Origin of the sequence: Geomicrobium sp. JCM 19039, from assembly GCF_000698145.1 — a bacterium.
Taxonomy (GTDB): Bacteria; Bacillota; Bacilli; order Bacillales; family Marinococcaceae; genus Geomicrobium_A.
Map to the genome: position 1 here is coordinate 108,941 of NZ_BAXB01000012.1, position 17,538 is coordinate 126,478.

Annotated in this window: 19 protein-coding genes and 6 pseudogenes; 9 read left to right on the forward strand and 16 right to left on the reverse strand. The window is 44.5% G+C overall.

Annotation, left to right across the window (positions count from 1 at the left end; genetic code table 11):
* Nucleotides 1-60: 60 nt before the first annotated feature.
* Entirely contained in the window at nt 61-855 is a 795-nt protein-coding gene (locus JCM19039_RS12810) for a formate/nitrite transporter family protein (protein ID WP_042427754.1), read from the forward strand.
* A gap of 31 nt (nt 856-886) precedes the next feature.
* On the opposite strand, the gene moaD is transcribed toward JCM19039_RS12810, so the two are convergent.
* The 5 genes and pseudogenes from moaD to moaA all read right to left on the reverse strand — a co-directional run bounded on the left by moaD (nt 887) and on the right by moaA (nt 4,404).
* Nucleotides 887-1,126 carry a molybdopterin converting factor subunit 1 gene (gene moaD / locus JCM19039_RS12815; RefSeq protein ID WP_042427757.1) on the reverse strand — a complete coding sequence of 80 codons (240 nt, stop codon included), beginning with the start codon at nt 1,124-1,126 and terminating at the stop codon, nt 887-889.
* The gene (locus JCM19039_RS12820) at nt 1,119-1,562 is read right to left on the reverse strand and encodes a molybdenum cofactor biosynthesis protein MoaE (RefSeq protein ID WP_042427758.1); all 444 of its coding nucleotides are present in this window, start codon (nt 1,560-1,562) and stop codon (nt 1,119-1,121) included. The genes moaD and JCM19039_RS12820 overlap by 8 nt, the downstream gene beginning before the upstream one ends.
* Nucleotides 1,534-2,085 carry a molybdopterin-guanine dinucleotide biosynthesis protein B gene (gene mobB, locus JCM19039_RS12825; RefSeq protein ID WP_081834504.1) on the reverse strand — a complete coding sequence of 184 codons (552 nt, stop codon included), beginning with the start codon at nt 2,083-2,085 and terminating at the stop codon, nt 1,534-1,536. Before mobB ends, JCM19039_RS12820 begins: the two co-directional genes overlap by 29 nt.
* Nucleotides 2,046-3,328: pseudogene (gene glp / locus JCM19039_RS12830) on the reverse strand (gephyrin-like molybdotransferase Glp). Before glp ends, mobB begins: the two are co-directional and overlap by 40 nt.
* 56 nt (nt 3,329-3,384) lie before the next feature.
* A complete protein-coding gene (moaA, locus tag JCM19039_RS12835) occupies nt 3,385-4,404 on the reverse strand; it encodes a GTP 3',8-cyclase MoaA (RefSeq protein ID WP_255343660.1) in 1,020 nt (339 codons plus the stop codon).
* Nucleotides 4,405-4,497: 93 nt separating this feature from the next.
* On the opposite strand from moaA, the gene JCM19039_RS27340 reads away from it, so the two are divergent.
* The 5 genes from JCM19039_RS27340 (at nt 4,498) to JCM19039_RS12855 (ending at nt 6,538) form a co-directional block, all read left to right on the forward strand.
* Complete coding sequence (locus tag JCM19039_RS27340; RefSeq protein WP_307190243.1) at nt 4,498-4,674, forward strand: hypothetical protein; 177 nt, start codon at nt 4,498-4,500, stop codon at nt 4,672-4,674.
* A 29-nt stretch (nt 4,675-4,703) separates the two neighbouring features.
* A complete protein-coding gene (locus JCM19039_RS27345; RefSeq protein ID WP_307190248.1) occupies nt 4,704-4,985 on the forward strand; it encodes a molybdenum cofactor biosynthesis protein B in 282 nt (93 codons plus the stop codon).
* Between the two features lie 88 nt (nt 4,986-5,073).
* On the forward strand, nt 5,074-5,559 hold the full coding sequence (locus JCM19039_RS12845; protein ID WP_042427760.1) for a molybdenum cofactor guanylyltransferase: 486 nt from the start codon (nt 5,074-5,076) through the stop codon (nt 5,557-5,559).
* 1 nt (nt 5,560) lies between these two features.
* On the forward strand, nt 5,561-6,052 hold the full coding sequence (gene moaC, locus JCM19039_RS12850) for a cyclic pyranopterin monophosphate synthase MoaC (RefSeq protein WP_042427763.1): 492 nt from the start codon (nt 5,561-5,563) through the stop codon (nt 6,050-6,052).
* An 18-nt stretch (nt 6,053-6,070) separates the two neighbouring features.
* Nucleotides 6,071-6,538 (forward strand): DinB family protein, encoded by a 468-nt coding sequence (locus tag JCM19039_RS12855; RefSeq protein ID WP_042427766.1) that lies wholly within the window; start codon nt 6,071-6,073, stop codon nt 6,536-6,538.
* A gap of 98 nt (nt 6,539-6,636) precedes the next feature.
* Here JCM19039_RS12855 and JCM19039_RS12860 read toward each other — a convergent pair whose 3' ends face one another.
* From JCM19039_RS12860 to JCM19039_RS27975, 3 genes and pseudogenes are all read right to left on the reverse strand, one after another.
* Nucleotides 6,637-7,704, reverse strand: a complete 1,068-nt coding sequence (locus JCM19039_RS12860; protein WP_042427768.1) for a tetraprenyl-beta-curcumene synthase family protein — start codon at nt 7,702-7,704, stop codon at nt 6,637-6,639.
* On the reverse strand, nt 7,701-7,832 hold the full coding sequence (locus JCM19039_RS27350; protein WP_307190244.1) for a hypothetical protein: 132 nt from the start codon (nt 7,830-7,832) through the stop codon (nt 7,701-7,703). Before JCM19039_RS27350 ends, JCM19039_RS12860 begins: the two co-directional genes overlap by 4 nt.
* 17 nt (nt 7,833-7,849) lie before the next feature.
* Nucleotides 7,850-8,718 (reverse strand): annotated as a pseudogene (locus JCM19039_RS27975) (alpha/beta fold hydrolase).
* Between JCM19039_RS27975 and JCM19039_RS12870 the strand changes: the two are divergent.
* From JCM19039_RS12870 to JCM19039_RS12880, 3 genes and pseudogenes are all read left to right on the forward strand, one after another.
* Nucleotides 8,677-9,196 (forward strand): annotated as a pseudogene (locus tag JCM19039_RS12870) (gamma carbonic anhydrase family protein). The pseudogenes JCM19039_RS27975 and JCM19039_RS12870 sit on opposite strands and share 42 nt — an antisense overlap.
* A gap of 37 nt (nt 9,197-9,233) precedes the next feature.
* Complete coding sequence (locus tag JCM19039_RS12875; RefSeq protein ID WP_042427771.1) at nt 9,234-10,466, forward strand: aminopeptidase; 1,233 nt, start codon at nt 9,234-9,236, stop codon at nt 10,464-10,466.
* Between the two features lie 61 nt (nt 10,467-10,527).
* A pseudogene (locus JCM19039_RS12880) lies at nt 10,528-11,449 on the forward strand (AEC family transporter).
* Between the two features lie 95 nt (nt 11,450-11,544).
* Here JCM19039_RS12880 and JCM19039_RS12885 read toward each other — a convergent pair.
* The 8 genes and pseudogenes from JCM19039_RS12885 to JCM19039_RS23840 all read right to left on the reverse strand — a co-directional run.
* A complete protein-coding gene (locus JCM19039_RS12885) occupies nt 11,545-12,153 on the reverse strand; it encodes a bifunctional 4-hydroxy-2-oxoglutarate aldolase/2-dehydro-3-deoxy-phosphogluconate aldolase (RefSeq protein ID WP_042427772.1) in 609 nt (202 codons plus the stop codon).
* Between the two features lie 11 nt (nt 12,154-12,164).
* Nucleotides 12,165-13,127, reverse strand: coding sequence for a sugar kinase (locus tag JCM19039_RS12890; protein WP_042427775.1), 963 nt, complete (start codon nt 13,125-13,127; stop codon nt 12,165-12,167).
* A 9-nt stretch (nt 13,128-13,136) separates the two neighbouring features.
* Nucleotides 13,137-14,641, reverse strand: a pseudogene (locus tag JCM19039_RS12895) (tripartite tricarboxylate transporter permease).
* The gene (locus JCM19039_RS12900) at nt 14,638-15,084 is read right to left on the reverse strand and encodes a tripartite tricarboxylate transporter TctB family protein (RefSeq protein WP_042427777.1); all 447 of its coding nucleotides are present in this window, start codon (nt 15,082-15,084) and stop codon (nt 14,638-14,640) included. The pseudogene JCM19039_RS12895 and the gene JCM19039_RS12900 overlap by 4 nt, the downstream one beginning before the upstream one ends.
* Before the next feature lie 18 nt (nt 15,085-15,102).
* Entirely contained in the window at nt 15,103-15,792 is a 690-nt protein-coding gene (locus tag JCM19039_RS12905) for a tripartite tricarboxylate transporter substrate binding protein (RefSeq protein ID WP_042427780.1), read from the reverse strand.
* The gene (locus JCM19039_RS23835; RefSeq protein WP_042427782.1) at nt 15,789-16,088 is read right to left on the reverse strand and encodes a hypothetical protein; all 300 of its coding nucleotides are present in this window, start codon (nt 16,086-16,088) and stop codon (nt 15,789-15,791) included. The genes JCM19039_RS12905 and JCM19039_RS23835 overlap by 4 nt, the downstream gene beginning before the upstream one ends.
* Nucleotides 16,089-16,171: 83 nt before the next feature.
* Nucleotides 16,172-16,816, reverse strand: a complete 645-nt coding sequence (locus JCM19039_RS12915) for an IclR family transcriptional regulator (protein ID WP_152550204.1) — start codon at nt 16,814-16,816, stop codon at nt 16,172-16,174.
* 6 nt (nt 16,817-16,822) lie between these two features.
* Nucleotides 16,823-16,947, reverse strand: a pseudogene (locus JCM19039_RS23840) (helix-turn-helix domain-containing protein); the annotation flags it as partial.
* Nucleotides 16,948-17,538 lie beyond the last annotated feature (591 nt).

Sequence of the window (17,538 nt, forward strand, 5' to 3'; positions counted from 1 at the left end):
CAAATTCGTTTTAAAACGATTACTTTGGGTATATAGACTCTACTCGGATAGGAGGGCACCATGTATAAAGACACCATACATACGTTGAACGACCAAGCAAAAGGAAAATATCAATTGTACACCGATTCACCGCTTCGTTATTTGATCGCCTCGATGTTAGCAGGCGCTTATGTCGGTATCGGAACCATCGTGTTATTTTCTGTAGGAGGTCCTTTGCAAGCGGCAGGCTCTCCGTTTTTAGATATCTTAACCGGCGCCACATTCGGGATCGCTTTAGCACTCGTTCTTTGGGCAGGCTCTGAACTCTTTACGGGCAACAACCTTATCTTTACGGTTAGTTCATTATCAAAAGTGACGACGTGGAAACAAACATCGATCATCTGGTTGTGGAGTTATCTTGGAAATTTTATCGGCGCAGCATTCTTCACGGTACTTATAGTCATGACAGGCATCTTTCAAGACGTGCCCGAGCATCACTACATGTTCTCGCTATCGGCTGAAAAAATGAATGCGCCGGCAATAGAACTTCTATTCAGGGGAATTCTGTGTAACTGGATCGTCTGTTTAGCGATTTGGACATCACTTCGCGCTGAAGGTGACATTGCAAAGCTGTTTTTAATTTTTGTGCTTATCTTTGCATTTATCGCCGCAGGCTTAGAACATAGTATTGCGAATATGTCTATTCTTGGCATCGCTCTCATGCATGGTGGCCCTGACACAGTAACCTGGGCAGGGTTAGTGCATAATTTAATTCCTGTGACGATTGGCAACATTATTGGTGGAGCATTATTTGTCGGAGGTCTTTATTTTTACATTAGCAATAAAAATCAGGGTGAAATTAAAAGAGAAGCCTGATAAACCGGTCGGCAGCTGACGCTGCCGGTTTTTATCCTCCGCTTACTGGGGGGATGAGCGCTAGCGTATCGCCATGTTGTACACGATCATCATTCTCGCTAAACTCTTCGTTAATTGCCGTCATCGTTTTGCTTAACGCTCCGGTTCCTAGTTGATACTTCTGTTCCACCCAACTCTTTACTTCTTGCACAGAATAGCCATCAACACTTACTTTGATGCGACTTTCACCGGTCTTATCGCTAATCCAAGCGAAGAAAAGAATTTCAACCATGGGCGGCTTCCTCCCTCCCCTTCTTCTCTTGTTGATCTCCAATCCAACTTGTGCCATCATCCCAATGCTCTTTTTTCCAAATCGGGACCATCTCTTTGATTCTCTCCATCGCAAAAGCATTTGCATCGTAAGCATCTTTTCGGTGTGGTGAGCTGACAGCAATTGCCACAGCCACTTCTGAAATATGCAAAACACCGAGGCGATGAGTAATCGCAATGTTTACATGCGGCCACTTTTCTTGCACTTCGTCTCCAATTCTTTGGAGCATTTTTTGAGCCATTGATTCGTAGGCATGATATTCAAGTTGCACTGTGCGCTTGCCATTCGTTAGTTCACGAACCGTGCCTAGAAACGTTAATACCGCCCCTGCATTCCGGTGTGACACTTCGTCTATGAGCGGTTGGATATCAATGGGTTCTTTCGTCAGTTGAAACATCTCTGCCGATTACTCCTTTCATGATGTAGCGGACAATGTAGCTCACATACGTATGAACGTTTTCATAATCAAAAACAGGCACGTCTAGCTCACGGTCAATGGGCACATGGGTAATGACGATCATGATGTGATTACGCTTTAACAAGTGGAAATCGGCTTCGTCTCGAATGATGACGATCGAAGCATATCGATCCTCTCGTTTCCACCCTTCAACGAGAACGCAGCTCGTGCTTTGCAGCTGTTGTTGGAGTTGAATCAACGCATCAAGTGAAGAAGTGCTGCTATGTACGTCAATTTGCACATGACCCTCTCCTTCAACAAGACTGACAGAAGCGCCCGCTCGGAAAAACCGTGCACTATCTGCGCTCTTGACAAGCTCACCGCCATGTCCATGATGTTTGACGACACCTACCGTAACGTTCTTCGACGATAACTCCCGCGTAATTTGTTCAATCAATGTCGTTTTTCCAGCGTTTTTATAGCCTACGACTTGTATGATGCGACAAGGTTGTCCCACGGCCACTCACTGCCTTTTTGATTCTCTAAAAATAACAAGTCCACTTCCATTCCCTTTTCATATCCCCTTGTGCCTCCTGGTAAGACGATGAACACATCCGCTTCACCGAGTGAAATGACCGACCCAGACTTATCTAACCCCGAAGGACGGACAATATGTGTACCTTCTGACTCTTCAATCACCCCACGGACGAGGCGTGTAAACGGGTTCGGTTTAGGAAAATCGACACCGAGGACGCCCTTGCTTCTCTGTAAGTGTGCAAACTTCGTGCCTAAAGCCTTGCGGATGAGGGGGCGGACAAACACTTCAAACCCGACATAACAAGCGCCTGGGTTACCAGACAATCCGAACATAAGCTTGTCTTCCACAGCGGCTGCCGTTGTGACACTACCCGGTCTCATCGCTACTTTGTTAAAGAGTGTGTCCGCTCCTAAACGCTCAATAATGGCTGGCACGAGATCAAAGTCACCGACAGAAGCTCCTCCTGTCGTAATCATGACGTCTACTTCTTGTAAATGTTCAGATACTGCGGTTACGCATTGGTCGAGATCATCTGGAAGTTTACCGAACATGACCGGTTCCCCACCTGCGCGCTTCACTTGAGCAGCTGCCATGTAAGCATTGCTATTTCGAATCTTCCCTGGAGACAAAGGCTCATGCACATCTAGCAGTTCACTACCCGTAGCAAGAATGCCAATTTTAGGCTTTCTCGCGACTGGAACAACATCATAACCAAACGTCGCGAGCAAGGCTGTGACCCCTGGGTGAATATAGCTTCCTCTTTCAACGAGAGATTGGTCTCTTCGCGTATCTTCACCTTGAAAACTAATGTTGTCATTGTGCAAGAGCGGACGGACAAGGGATATTTTCTCGGCATTGATTTCGTTTACAAGCTCTAGCATTACGACGCGTCACAACCGTCGGGGATCTTCGCTCCTGTCATAATTCGCACCGCTTCACCGGCTTGGACCTTGCTCGGATAAACCGTGCCCGCACCAATTTCACCAACGACAGACAGCGTGATTGGTTCGTTTCGATTCGCTGTACTCGTGTCGGTAGAACGCACCGCATAACCGTCGTATGGCGAACGGTCAAATGGAGGAACATCATGGTCTGCAACGAGTGTATTTGCTAAAAAACGATGATCTGATTCCAACAAAGGAACATGGTCGACTCGTTCGGAAAGTTCATAATGCATTACTTTGCTAACTGCTTCTGCAATCCGAATGGGTTTACGAATTTCTACCACTGATTCCTCACCTTCTTTCTTTATTTAATTGTTAGAGAGCGGACAATCCCAAACCATTACCCTCCAATATATGACATCTCAATCTTTTTACGTTGCTTGGCTGATTCATTCGTTCGTAATTCTGAATAGCGATCCGATCGATTATTCCATATTCTGTGAATTCGCTCTCGAAGTTGTGTGGCAGACATCCCGTTTCGAACATCAGATTTTAGGTCCGTACCTCGTTCTGAAAATAAGCACGTGAACAATTTTCCGTCTGCACTTAACCGTGCCCGCGTACACGTTCCGCAAAACGTCTCAGTGACAGAAGAGATAAACCCTACTTCTACATTTGAACCGTCGTCGTAAGCATAGCGAGAAGCGACTTCTCCGAAGTAGTCTTCTTCTTGTGCCCGAAGGGGTGCAATTGTAGAAACACGCTCATAAAGTTCTTTTTTAGATACGACTTGAGAAAAATCCCATCCATTCGTTTGACCCACATCCATGAATTCAATGAACCGCAGAGTTACTCGCTCATCTTTACAATACTTCGCCATTGGAATGACTTCATGTTCATTGACCCCTCGTTGCACAACCATGTTCACCTTCACGCCTAAACCTGCGTTTTTTGCCGCCTGGATGCCTCGTATGACTGCCTCAGGCTTCGTTTTCCGACCACTCATCTGTTGGAACGTGGCAACAGACAACGCATCAAAACTAATATTAACGCGACGTAAGCCTGCTTCTTTTAACGGTTGTGCCAATCGTGGAAGCATTACGGCATTGGTCGTCATAGCAATATCTTCAATACCGTCAATCGCATCTAACCGGCCGATCAATTGAGCCACATCTTTTCTAAGCAAAGGCTCCCCACCCGTAATGCGGAGTTTATTTACTCCCAAGTGAGCAAACGCCGTTGCTAATTCCACAATCTCGTCAAAAGAGAGCAACTCTTCGGAATCCATAAACGCGTAATCTGGTCCAAATACTTCTTTCGGCATGCAATACGTACAGCGAAAGTTACAGCGATCCATAATGGAGATGCGCAAATCTTTCAGTGGCCTGTCTAACTGATCGTGAACTTCGCTTCTTGCCACTTTACGATCCCTCCTTACCTCACGTACTATAAGAGTAGATAAGGTAAATATTTCTAACAGTTTAACATAGTGAGAGTGAGGCGAGAAAAGAAAATGCATCATGAGCATGACGTAACTGGCGTATCCGTTGCCATCTTAACACTTAGTGATACGAGGTCCTTCACTGAAGATCGAAGCGGTCAAACCATTCAATCGTTATTAAAGCCGTCGCATCGAGTTGTTTATTATAAAGTGATGAAAGATGACCCTTCCAACTTCAAGAACAGGTAAACGCATGGGTGAGAGATCCGCTTGTGGATGTGGTCATTACCAATGGTGGTACAGGAATGAGCAGACGTGATCAGACGCATTCGACAATCAAACAGCTACTCGAGAAAGAGATGATAGGGTTCGGTGAGCAATTTCGACAACAAAGTTTCGAAGAAATTGGCCCAAAAGCCATGCTGAGCAACGCAATCGCTGGGTCTGTCGAGCAAACGAGCATTTTTAGTTTGCCTGGTTCGACAAATGCTGTTCAGTTGGCCATGAAGGAACTCATTTTACCGATCTTGCCTCATCTAACTGGGGAACTACGAAAATGAAAGTAACTGGTCTGATTCTAGCTGGAGGCAAGTCAAGCCGCTACGGAAAACAAAAGCTATTTGAAACATTCGACAATGAGCCCTTTACATGCGCAGTGTGCGTGCCTTAAAAGCTGCTAACATCACGAATTATTCTATTGTGACAAATGATCAGCTAGCCGAAACGTTTCAACGAGCTGGACACTCTGTAATCGTTGAGCCACAAGCTCATGGTGGCCCGTTACGCGCTCTCTATCATGGATTTCATACGCTCAAAAACGAACCGAATGAATGGTTTCAAGTTCTCGCAGGAGATTTACCGATGATTCACGGAGAACTGCTTCTCACCCTCCAAAATACTGCAATGGAAAACGTAGAAGCAGACATCGTTCTTCCAATTCACAAAGGACGTGCACAACCATTGCATGCGCTATACCATCGCCGGACATTTCACACACTCGAAACAATCATTAAACATGCTGACCATATGGGTGCGCTTTATGACGCTTCATCAACAAAATATCTTACATTTAGAGATGAAGAAAAAGGATTTTCAAACATCAATTCCGAACATGATTGGCAAGGGAGTTTTTAAGATGAAAGATTTTTCTCATTACAATGACCAAGGCCGACCCCAGATGGTCAATATTTCAGAAAAACAGCCGTCAGTGCGTACAGCAACGGCGACGAGCCGAGTACGTCTGTCAAAAACGCTTTATGACGCGATTCATTCTGACAGCATTCAAAAAGGAGACCCCCTTCCCGTCGCTCAAGTTGCCGGCATTATGGCCGCAAAAAAAACGTCGGAGTGGATTCCGATGTGCCATCCGATTATGCTGCAAGGAACAGATCTCCACTTTACTTATGAACGAGATGGGGATGATTACTTATTGTCCATTACTGCAGTTGTCACGGTTGATGCGAGTACGGGTGTTGAGATGGAAGCATTGACGGCGGTAACAGCGGCGGCACTAACTTTCTATGATATGTGTAAATCTGTCGACAAAGCAATGGTCATCGAAGAAACATACCTCGTAGAAAAGACAGGTGGAAAAAAAGGAAATTTCCACCATCCTCGAAAACAATAGCGAAAGGAGGTTACCTCTATGCAACATGACGCGTTTATAAACGATGAAGTGACACGGTTATGTCGATTGAATGATACGACACTCTCGTCCCCCCTCGCTCCAGAAAAATGGTCGATTAAAGAAATTATCGGTCATATGTATTATTGGGATTGCTACTTATGTGAACACGTTTTGCCATATATTGAGGAGAGCGTGTCATTACCCGAATTTCCTAATCATGATGAGTTTAATCAAAAAGCGATGGAGAAAATCCAAAGGCGATCACCAAAAGAGGTGCTCCAGCAATTTTTAAGGCAACGACGTAAGCTCATTACTGCCTTCTCAAAGCATCCCGATCCTCTCGTCTTCACAATCCGAGAAGGGTTGGAGGACGTGCCATACACGATCGAGCAACTTCGCTATGACTTTCTAGAACATGATGAGCATCACTTACTGCAAATTCGTCAGTTTTTGAGCGACCGTTCTGTGGACTCCCCGAAATCATAGGAGCAGACAGAGATCGTTTGTCCCAGAATAGAACTCCATGATCGAAAAAACACCTGACGCATTCAGTTCGAATGCGTCAGGTGTTTCATTGCGTAACACTATTTCTTATTTCTTCTTCTAAATACCCAGCTATTGTAATAAAAGAATTTTGTTGAAGCACCACCTAAGCCAATCAGGCGCTTCGCTGCATGCTTCATCTCCAAGTTGTTTTGCACATCGCCATCAGAAAGATAAATCGCATATAAACCTTGCTTGATCTTTCGGTGAAAAGATTCGTCTGGAAGTCCTGTAAGGTATTGGCTCGCTTTTTCATCTAAAAAGTGAAACCGCTCGACCATTTCATCTTCACTTGTATAATAAGCCGCAAAGTTCATTTCCTCTTCTTCAAAGTCTTCCTCTTGGTCAACGAAGTAATCCAGCATAATGTGAACACCTTGCATCCAAGGAAAATATCCGTTTTTTAGTTTCTCTGCTTCTTGCTCGGTGCGCGGCTTTGCAGCTGCATAGGCAGCCAAGCAATAAAGAGCAAGTGTCGAAGCGGCGCAACATGCGAACTCATACCAGCGCAACTCCGGATACTTCTCGGCATGTTCTTCATAGAAGGCAACGAGTAATCCTTCACGCTCGTCCTCAGGCACATGCTTGTACACTTGAAAGTCTACGTAGTACTGGGCAAGCTCTTTCATTGCACTTTTCATCGCCGGATAACCTGGGAACGTTTTTAGCGTTTGTTGACATTCCTTAACGAGCTCATGCAAATAACCGCCATCATCGTGCCCCCCTCGGACACGGTAATAATCTTTCGTCGGTTCTCCTGGCGTTAATGCATCAAGTAGCGCATCGTGTAAAGCTCTGAAATCATCTGGGTCTTGTGAGTCATTTTTGTCACAAAGCGTATCTAAGTAATCACAAATGGTCTGGTAAGCACATAAAAATCGAATAAATGCTTCTTTATTGCCGCCAGCAACGAGGGCGAGCACACTCCCTCCTTCACAATGGAAGTCTTTATCATCAATCGTCCATACCGCTTGATTACGTAAATCTTGTTCGGGAATCTCATCGGCTAACCTTTTCCAAGATTCTAGCTGCTGATGTACTTCAGGAATGGTTTCTCTATATGTTCGGTAAAGAATCGACCATGGCTTGGTCGGAACATGAAAATTCATTGGACACTCTCCTCATTCAACTTAAAGTCTGCCAATCTTTGCCATGTGAAATATAACATAAAACGGAACACTTCTTCACGCTCTGGTTCATTAAACAGTTCATGATACAATCCTCGCCATTCTCTCATCGCTCGGTCTTCAATTCTTAGCCGGTTAAACCATTCATGGCAGCGGTTTTGTCCACAAGATAATCTTCCCCAGCCTGAAGGACAAGAAGTGACACATTTGGAAATTCGTACGCATGGTCCAAGCTCACTTTCATCGCTTTTGAAAGCTCCTGGTACCAACGAACAGAAACAGTATGTACAAACAGTTCATCTTTAAGAAATTCTGTGCGCACTTCTGGACTTCTCGTCGCATGCTCTGCTCGAATGCCATTTTTGAAACTTAATGCTGGGACAATTCGGTGCATTGTCTTTGCGGCTGCCGTCAGCGCTTTGTTTGGTGGGTCATATAACGCAAGACAGGGTGAAGATAAAATCACACCACGAACCGGCAGTTGTTTTTCCATCATCATGCGAATAACCGCAAGTCCCCCCATGCTGTGACCAAATAGAAATACCGGCAGCTCAAACGCCACCGCTTCTTTGTACCAATGGTGAACCGTATCCATATATTGTTGAAAGTGGTCGACGTGACCACGTTTCCCTCTCGTTCGCCCGTACCCTGCAAATCGCCGGCGACAACATGAAAATGCTCACGATTTAACCGCTCAATTAGCCAGTCGTAACGTCCATAATGTTCTCCAGCACCATGAACAATGACAATCACGCCAATGGCATGTTCAGCTTCCCAAATGCGCATGTTGATTCCTCCCGTATAAAACGACACCTTTCTTTCTATTAGACCATATGTGGGCAGATATTTCATCTGCCATCTGTATGATTTGACCTTTCCTCTAGCAATTGAAGCATTTCGGACATGATTACGTCTAATTTCTGATACACTGACGATAGAGAAAGGAGATTTTTGATGTACATCTATCCATTTAAGGAAATGTCCCCGAACATTCATCCGAGTGTATATATTGCAGATGGCGTCGTGATTAGCGGCGACGTAGCCATCGAAGAAGATTCAAGCATATGGTTCCATACGGTTATTCGTGGCGATGTGGACCGCACAACGATCGGGAAGCGAGTAAACATCCAAGATCTCAGCATGATTCACCAAAGTCCTGGTAATCCGATTGTTATCGAAGATGATGTGAGTGTCGGTCATCAAGTAACCCTTCACGGTTGTACGATCAAAAAAGGCGCACTCGTTGGCATGAAAGCAACCGTTTTAGATGGAGCCGAAGTAGGTGAAGAAGCGTTTATCGGTGCAGGAGCCTCGTCACACCCGGGACGACCATTCCACCAAGAACCTTGCCCTCGGCAGTCCAGCTAGAGTGGTACGTGAACTTTCTGAAGAGGACTTAGAAGAGATGAAACGTGTACGTGATACGTATGTTGAGCGCGGGAAGCAATACCGTGCAATCACTGAGAAAAACTAGTGTATACTAAAAAAAATGAATAAAAGGAGTCAGACCGATGACAACGATCGAACAAAACCTTGAAAATTACGCAGATCTCGCACTAAAAGTAGGCGTAAACTTACAAAAAGGACAAACACTTTATGTACGCACTCCGATTTATGCTGCCCCTTTTGTTCGTGCCTTAACGAAGCGTGCATATGAGATGGGCTCTAAAAATGTACATATTGAGTGGAATGACGAAGAAGCGACTCGCATTAAGTTTGAGTATGCCCCTGAAAAAGCCTTTTCCGAGTTTCCTCAATGGAAAGCTGACCCGCTTGTAAAAGCTGCAGAGGACAACGCTGCTTTCTTAAGCATTACAGGAGGTAACCCTGACTTGTTAAAAGATGCGAACCCAGAACATGTAGCCACGCAACAAAAAGCAGCTGGTAAAGCGTCAGAAACGTTCCGCAGTTACATCCAATCCGACAAAGTGAGCTGGTCTATTGTCGCCGTCCCTTCACCAGAATGGGCAAAGAAAGTCTTCCCTGACTCGAGTGAAGATGACGCAGTTGATAAATTATGGTCCTCAATATTTTCTGCAACGCGCATGCATGAACCTGATTTTGTCGACGCGTGGAAAAACCACTTAGCCACATTAGACGAAAAGCAACAAACGTTGAATAACAAGAAGTTCCATGCCTTGCACTATAAAGCAGAAGGCACTGACCTCGTTATTGAGCTTCCAAAAACCCACATTTGGGCGTCTGGTGGAAGTGAAAGCAAAGCAGGTGTTAATTTCGTTGCCAACATTCCAACTGAGGAAGTGTTTACTGCTGCAAAGAAAACTGGCGTAAACGGAACCGTAACGAGCACAAAGCCACTGAATTACGGTGGAACGCTCATTACGAACTTCACGCTCACGTTTAAAGATGGGAAAGTTGTTGACTATCGAGCTGAAGAAGGTGAAGCTACGCTCAAAGGAATTTTGGAAGGTGACGAGGGATCAAAATACATTGGCGAAGTGGCGCTCGTTCCACACCGATCCCCAATCTCAGATACGAACATTATCTTCTACAATACACTGTTTGATGAAAATGCTTCGAACCATTTAGCGCTTGGAAGTGCATACGCCTTTAACATCGAAGGTGGAAAAGACATGTCAAAAGAAGAGCTTGAAGATAAAGGTATTAATCAAAGCATTACGCATGTTGATTTCATGATGGGAAGTGCGGATATGGATATCGATGGTCTTCATGAAGATGGTACACGTGAACCTGTCTTTAGAAAAGGCGCTTGGGCAATTTAAACTTTTGTGACGAGCACCCTCATAACGAGGGTGCTTTTCCTTGTGAATAGGAGTTCCTGTCATGGACTACTTTTTGTCTGTATTTCTTGATGTGATTTTCCCAATTTTATTGTTAATGGTCATTGGTATTCTCATGCAAAAGAAGTTCCAATTTAATATTCGGGCACTGGCAAATTTACTCACGTACTGCTTTATGCCCGCAGCCGTATTTCTTAACCTCGCACAAACCGAGCTAGACGTCCAACTGCTCGGCCAAGTGCTCCTGTTTTTAATCATCTATACCGCACTCATGATGATCGTTACAGGACTGCTCGGTAAATCGTTGCAATTAGATCAAAAACAATCGGCGATACTTAAAAACAGCATCGGTCTAATGAATTCTGGAAATTACGGGTTGCCGATTAGTCAGATGCTCTTTCAAGCGAACCCCATCGTTGAGCGTTCAAATTATCGTTTTAATCTTTCAAAACATTCTTACGTACACATACGGTCTATACAACCTCATCTCTGCTACTAAAAGTGGACTTGAAATTGTCATCGCCATGTTACGACTGCCCGTCATCCATGCGATGATCTTAGGCATTATTTTTAATGCATGGAGCATACCGATCCCTACACCACTCTTAACACCGATCCAATATTTAGCAGATGGTTTCATGGCCGTCGCTCTCATTTTGCTAGGCGCACAAATTGCCCTCATTAAAATGAGCAAGCTGAACCGCGTCATCATATGGGGAACGATTGGCCGACTGCTTGTCGGACCCGCCGTCGCCCTCGCTGTCATTTGGACGCTTCAGATTGATGGCATTATCGCACAGTCTCTTCTTATTGCCAGCGCATTGCCGACGTCACGTAACAGTGCTACGTTGGCATTGGAACACGATGTTTTGCAAGAAACAGCTGGGCAAATCGTGCTTTTTACTACGCTTCTTAGTGCAATTAGCGTCACCTTTTTCATCTATTTGTCGACGGTGCTTTTCTAACATCTACAAGACGCCTAGTAAATAACGAAAAAGCAACCGAGCAGGTGCCGGGTTGCTTTTTCGTTACTATTTCGATTTAACACCCTTAGCAGCTGTTACAAACTTGGCCGCGTGATCACGTAGGCTGGCCAATCTTGCTCGTCGATGAACGATTTCTTTAATAGTGCACCGCCTGCTCCAGCAGCTACTGCACCTGCTTGAATATATGATGCAATGTTTGTTTCGTCAATTCCACCGGTCGGCATCATTTTAATGTGGCCAAGTGGCCCTTGCAGTCCTTTAATAAAAGCTGGACCGAGCGTATCTGCCGGGAAAATCTTAACCAAGTCTGCTCCGAAAACGTGAGCTTGGTGCGCTTCTGTCGGCGTGTATACCCCAGGGATGACGATCACACGGTTGGCATTCGCAACCCGGATCGTTTCTTCATCTAAAATCGGAGCAAATATGAACTCTGCTCCTGCGTCAATTGCTTCTTGAGCGGCTTGACCGTTCAACACGGTTCCAGCCCCAACGACCGCTCGATCCCCGGCCACTTGTTTACATTTCTCGATAGCTTCTAGTGCACGTTCAGAATCAACGGTCACTTCAAGACCTGTGACGCCACCTTCAACGAGCGCACGAGCAATATGTTCAATCTTGTCAAATGGCAGCTTTCTTAACACTGCCACAACGCCTGATTCGAGTAACTGATCGATTTTCTCCACCGTAATCTCTCCTAACGTAAAACGTCTTTACTCGTTTGATTTAAAAACAAGTCTACTTCTTTGCGCGTAGGTAGACCTTCAATATCTCCGGGTGAACTCACCACTAAAGCACCTACCGCTGCACCGAGGTTGACAGCGTCATGCAACGTCATCTCCTCTAGTATCCCGACAATGACACCGGAAGCGAAACCATCTCCAGCACCAATCGGATCAACGACGCGATCAACAGAATGACTGTTTACAAAACCACTTTTTCCATCGTGCTCTGCATAATAGGAATGGGTTGAACCCTTTTTAATGACAATTCGTTTCGCACCATCAAGGAACGCACGATGCGCGATTTCTGACTCATCGTTTGTCCCATACATCCATTCGGCCTCATCTAAGCCTGGGAGGAACAAATCGCTCATCCCTGCCAGTTCTCTCATGCGATCCCGTGCTCGGTCTTCACCGTATTCTTCCATAATTTTAAAACGTAAGTTCGGATCAAACGAAACGAATAACCCTAATTTTTTCGCGAGGTGTATCGCTTTCGTGATTACCTCATCACAGCTTTTACTAATGAGAGGAGTAATGCCTGTAATGTGAAGAACCTTTGCATTGCGAAACAGTTCCTCACCGATAAGATCACCACTCATTTGGCTCGCTGCCGAACCTGCACGATAATAATGTACCGAACCTTCATTTGGCCTTCGGAATTCTTTAATAAACAAACCCGTTGGTGCAGTTGGTGACGTTGTTACAAAGTTCGTATCAACACCTTCTCCACGAATGGACTGAAGTAAGTACTGGCCAAGTTCATCCTCCCCAACTTGACTCATCCACCTTGCAGAGTGCCCTAACCTTTGAATGCCAATGGCTACATTGGACTCTGCACCACCGTGGCGCTTTGTAAACGTATGCGTGTATCGAAGCGGTCCTTGCGACCCGGCTTCAAAAACGACCATCGTCTCTCCAATCGTTACTACATCCATAGAAGCCTCCTAATCCTGTGAAACCGTCTTTCCTTTTCTATTTTTAAATAACTTCATAAATAACGGCGTGAATAACGATAAAATGGCTAATACAATAAGGGTTGCTGCGATTGGACGTGTAGCAAAAATCATCATACTGCCTTCAGACATCGTTAACGCACGGCGGAATTCACTTTCTGCCATCGGTCCTAAAATGAGCGCAAGAACGATTGGTGAAGCAGGGAACCCATGCTTTTTCATAAAGAAGCCGATGATTCCAGCCCCTAGAACAACGTACACATCAAAAATGTTGTTATTAATGGCAAACGCCCCGACTGTGGATAGCACGAGAATGATCGTAATCATCAATGTCTTAGGAACGAGTAGCACCTTTGTAAATAAACGAATACCTAACAACCCAATAATGACCATCACAACTGCGGCAACAAGCATTCCCGCAAATAAGATGTAAATTAACTCACCGCTCGTTTGAAAGATTTGCGGTCCTGGTTGAATTCCCTGAACAACAAAGGCACCTAGCATGACCGCGGCTACTGCATCACCAGGGATTCCTAATGTTAGTAGCGGAACCATCGCCCCACCTGTTACCCCTTGATTTCCAGACTCAGCAGCTGCAATCCCTTTTGGATTCCCTTTTCCAAACAATTCCTTATCTTCTTTTTTTGCAAAGCGCTGGGCTTCATTGTAAGAAACAAAGGCTGCAACATCTGCACCTGCACCCGGAATGATTCCAATGATTGAACCTAAAATCGATGATTTCGTCATTGTCGGAAACAGCCTTGGCATCGACCGCCAATTCGTTTTGAGTAACTTGGCCGTCACTTTTAACGGTCCGCCTTTTTCCTTAAAGTAATCGTCAGCCATAATAAAAGCTTCAGACACCGCAAATAAACCAATCATGATTGGGATAAAGTCAAAACCCTCTAGCAATACAGGTTGATCAAATGTATATCTCGGATAACTCGTCATCGGTCCATACCAATGGTTGCAATCAAGAGACCGACAACTCCAGCAATTAACCCTTTCACGAGCGATGCCCCAGCAATACTAGAAATAATACTAAGACCAAATAAAGCTAAACCAAACATCTCCGGCGCACTAAAGCTAAGCGCAATGTTGGCGAGTTGTGGGGAAAGAAAGATCAACATGAGGACACTAATAATTGACCCAAACCCTGAAGCAATGACCGCGATATTTAGAGCCGTTCGTGCATCTCCTTTTTTGGTCATTGCATAACCGTCCATTGCCGTTGCTGCCGCTGCTGGTGTACCTGGTGTGTTTAATAAGATTGCAGCAATCGATCCCCCATAAATGGAACCGAAGTAAATCCCAACTAACAACAATAACCCTGGTATAGCTTCCATACCAAACGTCACCGGTAAGAATAAAGCAACACCCATTGTAGCCGTCAAACCAGGCAATGATCCGATGATTACTCCGAGCAATACCCCTGTAATTAATAATATCAGAATCATGGGATCTGCTAAACCGAGAAAGCCTTCCCACAGGTTCATCTAAAACCCTCCTTAATAAAGCACCCCATGAGGATAGGAACATTTAACAATTGTTCAAATGCATATGAAACCGTAACTGGCAACAAAATTGCTGCCGGTACGATAAAATACCAACGTCGTTCACCGAGAATGAGTAAATAACCGACGGTAAACAACAGAGTAGAGACAACAAAACCGATCGGTTGAACTAGAAACACATAGACACCGAATAGTATCATAATAAGTACTACATTTATGTTCACTTTGCTATTTGACTGGGCGGGTGTTTGAAAGGCTAAAATAATGGCAAGCACAAGTAGCAACACACTCAAAACTTGTGGGAAAAAGGCAGGACCTGGTGCGGTCCCGCTTGATGAGTTGAAGCTTTGAGCCATAATAAAAGCTGCGACTGCAAACACGAGTAATAATAGGCTAATCACGTGGTTAGCATGAAGTTTTTGCATCCGGCTCGTCCCCTTCTATTAATCTAAATCTAAGGAAGGAATCAGTTCTTCAAACAATGCATCTTGGTCGTTCATTAACTCTGCAAATCCTGCTGGTCCTTCATAGCGATACCCGAGTTGTAACGTGTCAATTCGATCAATAAACTCTTCATTTTCAGCTGTAGCTGCTGCAGCGTCAGCAAGGACGTCAACAACCTCATCCGGTGTATCCGCAGGAACTGTAATTCCTCTCCACGTACCGATAGACAGATCAATTCCAGATTCACTTAATGTCGGTACATCTGGTAGGGCGTCTACTCGCTCATCTGCCATAACTGCAAGTACGCGTAAATCTCCGCTTTCAACTTGGTTAATCACTTCAGCTGGACTCACACTAACGGCATCAATATGTCCACCTAATAAGTTATTCACTGCAGGAGCAGCCCCTTCAAACGGCACATGGTTAAAAGAACCATCGATTTCTTGCTCTAATGCTGAAGCGGCCAAATGCCAAATCGCACCTGTTCCAGAGTTACCGATTTGCAAATTCTCACCAGACTCTACCGCTTCAATAAAGTCCTCAATCGTTTCGTATTCCGAATCCGCTTGCACCGTAATAGCAGCTGAGTCTTCATTAAGAAGAGCGACAGGTTTGAAATCTTCTTCATAACTTAAATCTGCTAATCCACTATGAGGAAGCGTTAACAACTCTACCGTCACAAGTGTCATTGAATGTCCGTCTGCAGTACTGTTGCTCCTGCTTGCATACCTACTGCACCACCGCCACCTTCACGGTTTGACACACTGACAGACTCACCAATCTCATCTTGCAAATAATCTGCAAAAGCTCTTGCTACCAAATCTGTTCCGCCACCCTCAGCATAAGGAACAATGACTTCCAATGAACTATTTGGGAAATTAGCCGCCGCCTCTTCACCATTCGCATCTGTTGAATCATCTCCGCCACATGCAGCAAGGCCTAACACTGGCACTAGCATTCCTAAACTTAGAAAATATTTTTTCATTGAAACTTCCCCCTATATTCTGTTTTACTGCACCTTTGTTCCTTATTACGGAACGCCGTTCTTCTTATATGGAATAAAAAGATCTATTGGCATCCTAATTCTTTCGATATTCTGCCGCACGTCGCTGTTAATAACCCAATCACTTCTTCGAGCCTTTGATCATCCATACGGTCTAACGGACCTGTGACACTTACACCATGATTGACCTCTCCAAGATGATTAAATACAGGCGCAGCTACACACCGAATGCCTCGTTCGTGTTCTTCGTTATCAACACTATATCCCAAATCTTTAATACGTGTAATGGCATCTTTTATCTCTATCTTTGTCGTTAATGTATGCTCTGTGAACTTCTTTCGACTCGTCACACTTTGGAAATAGTGTTCCAATTTCGACTCCGTCAAATGTGATAACAATACTTTCCCTACACCGGTACAATGCATAGGTGCCCGACGCCCGATCCTTGAATAGATACGAATCGTATTCGAATGATGTTCTACTTTATCCAAATAAACAACTTCAAAGTCTTGTTGCTCAACGAGATGGACGATCTCATTTGCTTCTCTACTCAAATCATCTAGAAACGGCCTGGCAATCGCCGTAATTTCCATTTGTTTTAGAACATATTGTTGCATTTCTAAAAATTTTAAACCTAACCGATAATTACCATTATTCGGTTCTTGCCTTACGTAACCATGATCTTCCATACTACTGAGAATGCGGTGCACTGTACTTTTTGCCACCCCTAAACGATGGATAATTCAGTAACACCAAGTCCAAAATGATGATCTTTCAACAAATCTAATACGCGCAAGGCTCGGTCGATTGATTGTATCATCATCCCCCTCCTGTTCTTCATTAAGGAACGCTGTTTCACTTTTTCTAAAACGAATTATAGCCCTAGGTGAAAGCGGTGTCAACAAAATTCGACATTGTTTTTTGACGATTCCATTCATTGTGGCGTGGAGAGTTTTTCTTCTTTCTTTGTAGGTAAAGGGTTACGGCATGTACCACATAGCATAAATTCCCAAAATAAACGAGTTCATTTATCTATGCATCGCAAAGTAATCTAAAAGGCAGTGACGAAACGCCGTAATAACCAATCAACATACTTTGTTTAAATTTGAATGCTACTGTTTATTGGTTACCACTGCAGTCGAATCGTTTGTACTCCAGAGCACAAAGGCGTCATCGGCACGTGTCATGCCGAAGAGCGCTAGGTTTATCTTCGGCACCGGAGGTGCCGATCGTTACTGGCTCTTGAGGTTTATGTGCATAAAACAAGGTTGAAGTTTGATTTAAAAAATAAACGTTCATACATCGTCCATTATGAGGTGAACTGTGTTGTTTTGAAGCGACCTATATAGAATGAAGATTTTCCTGATTTACGCTGTTGGTTGTTTGGTTGGAAGGGTAGCGCGATGCTGGGTGCCATTTTGCGCGCTAGTTT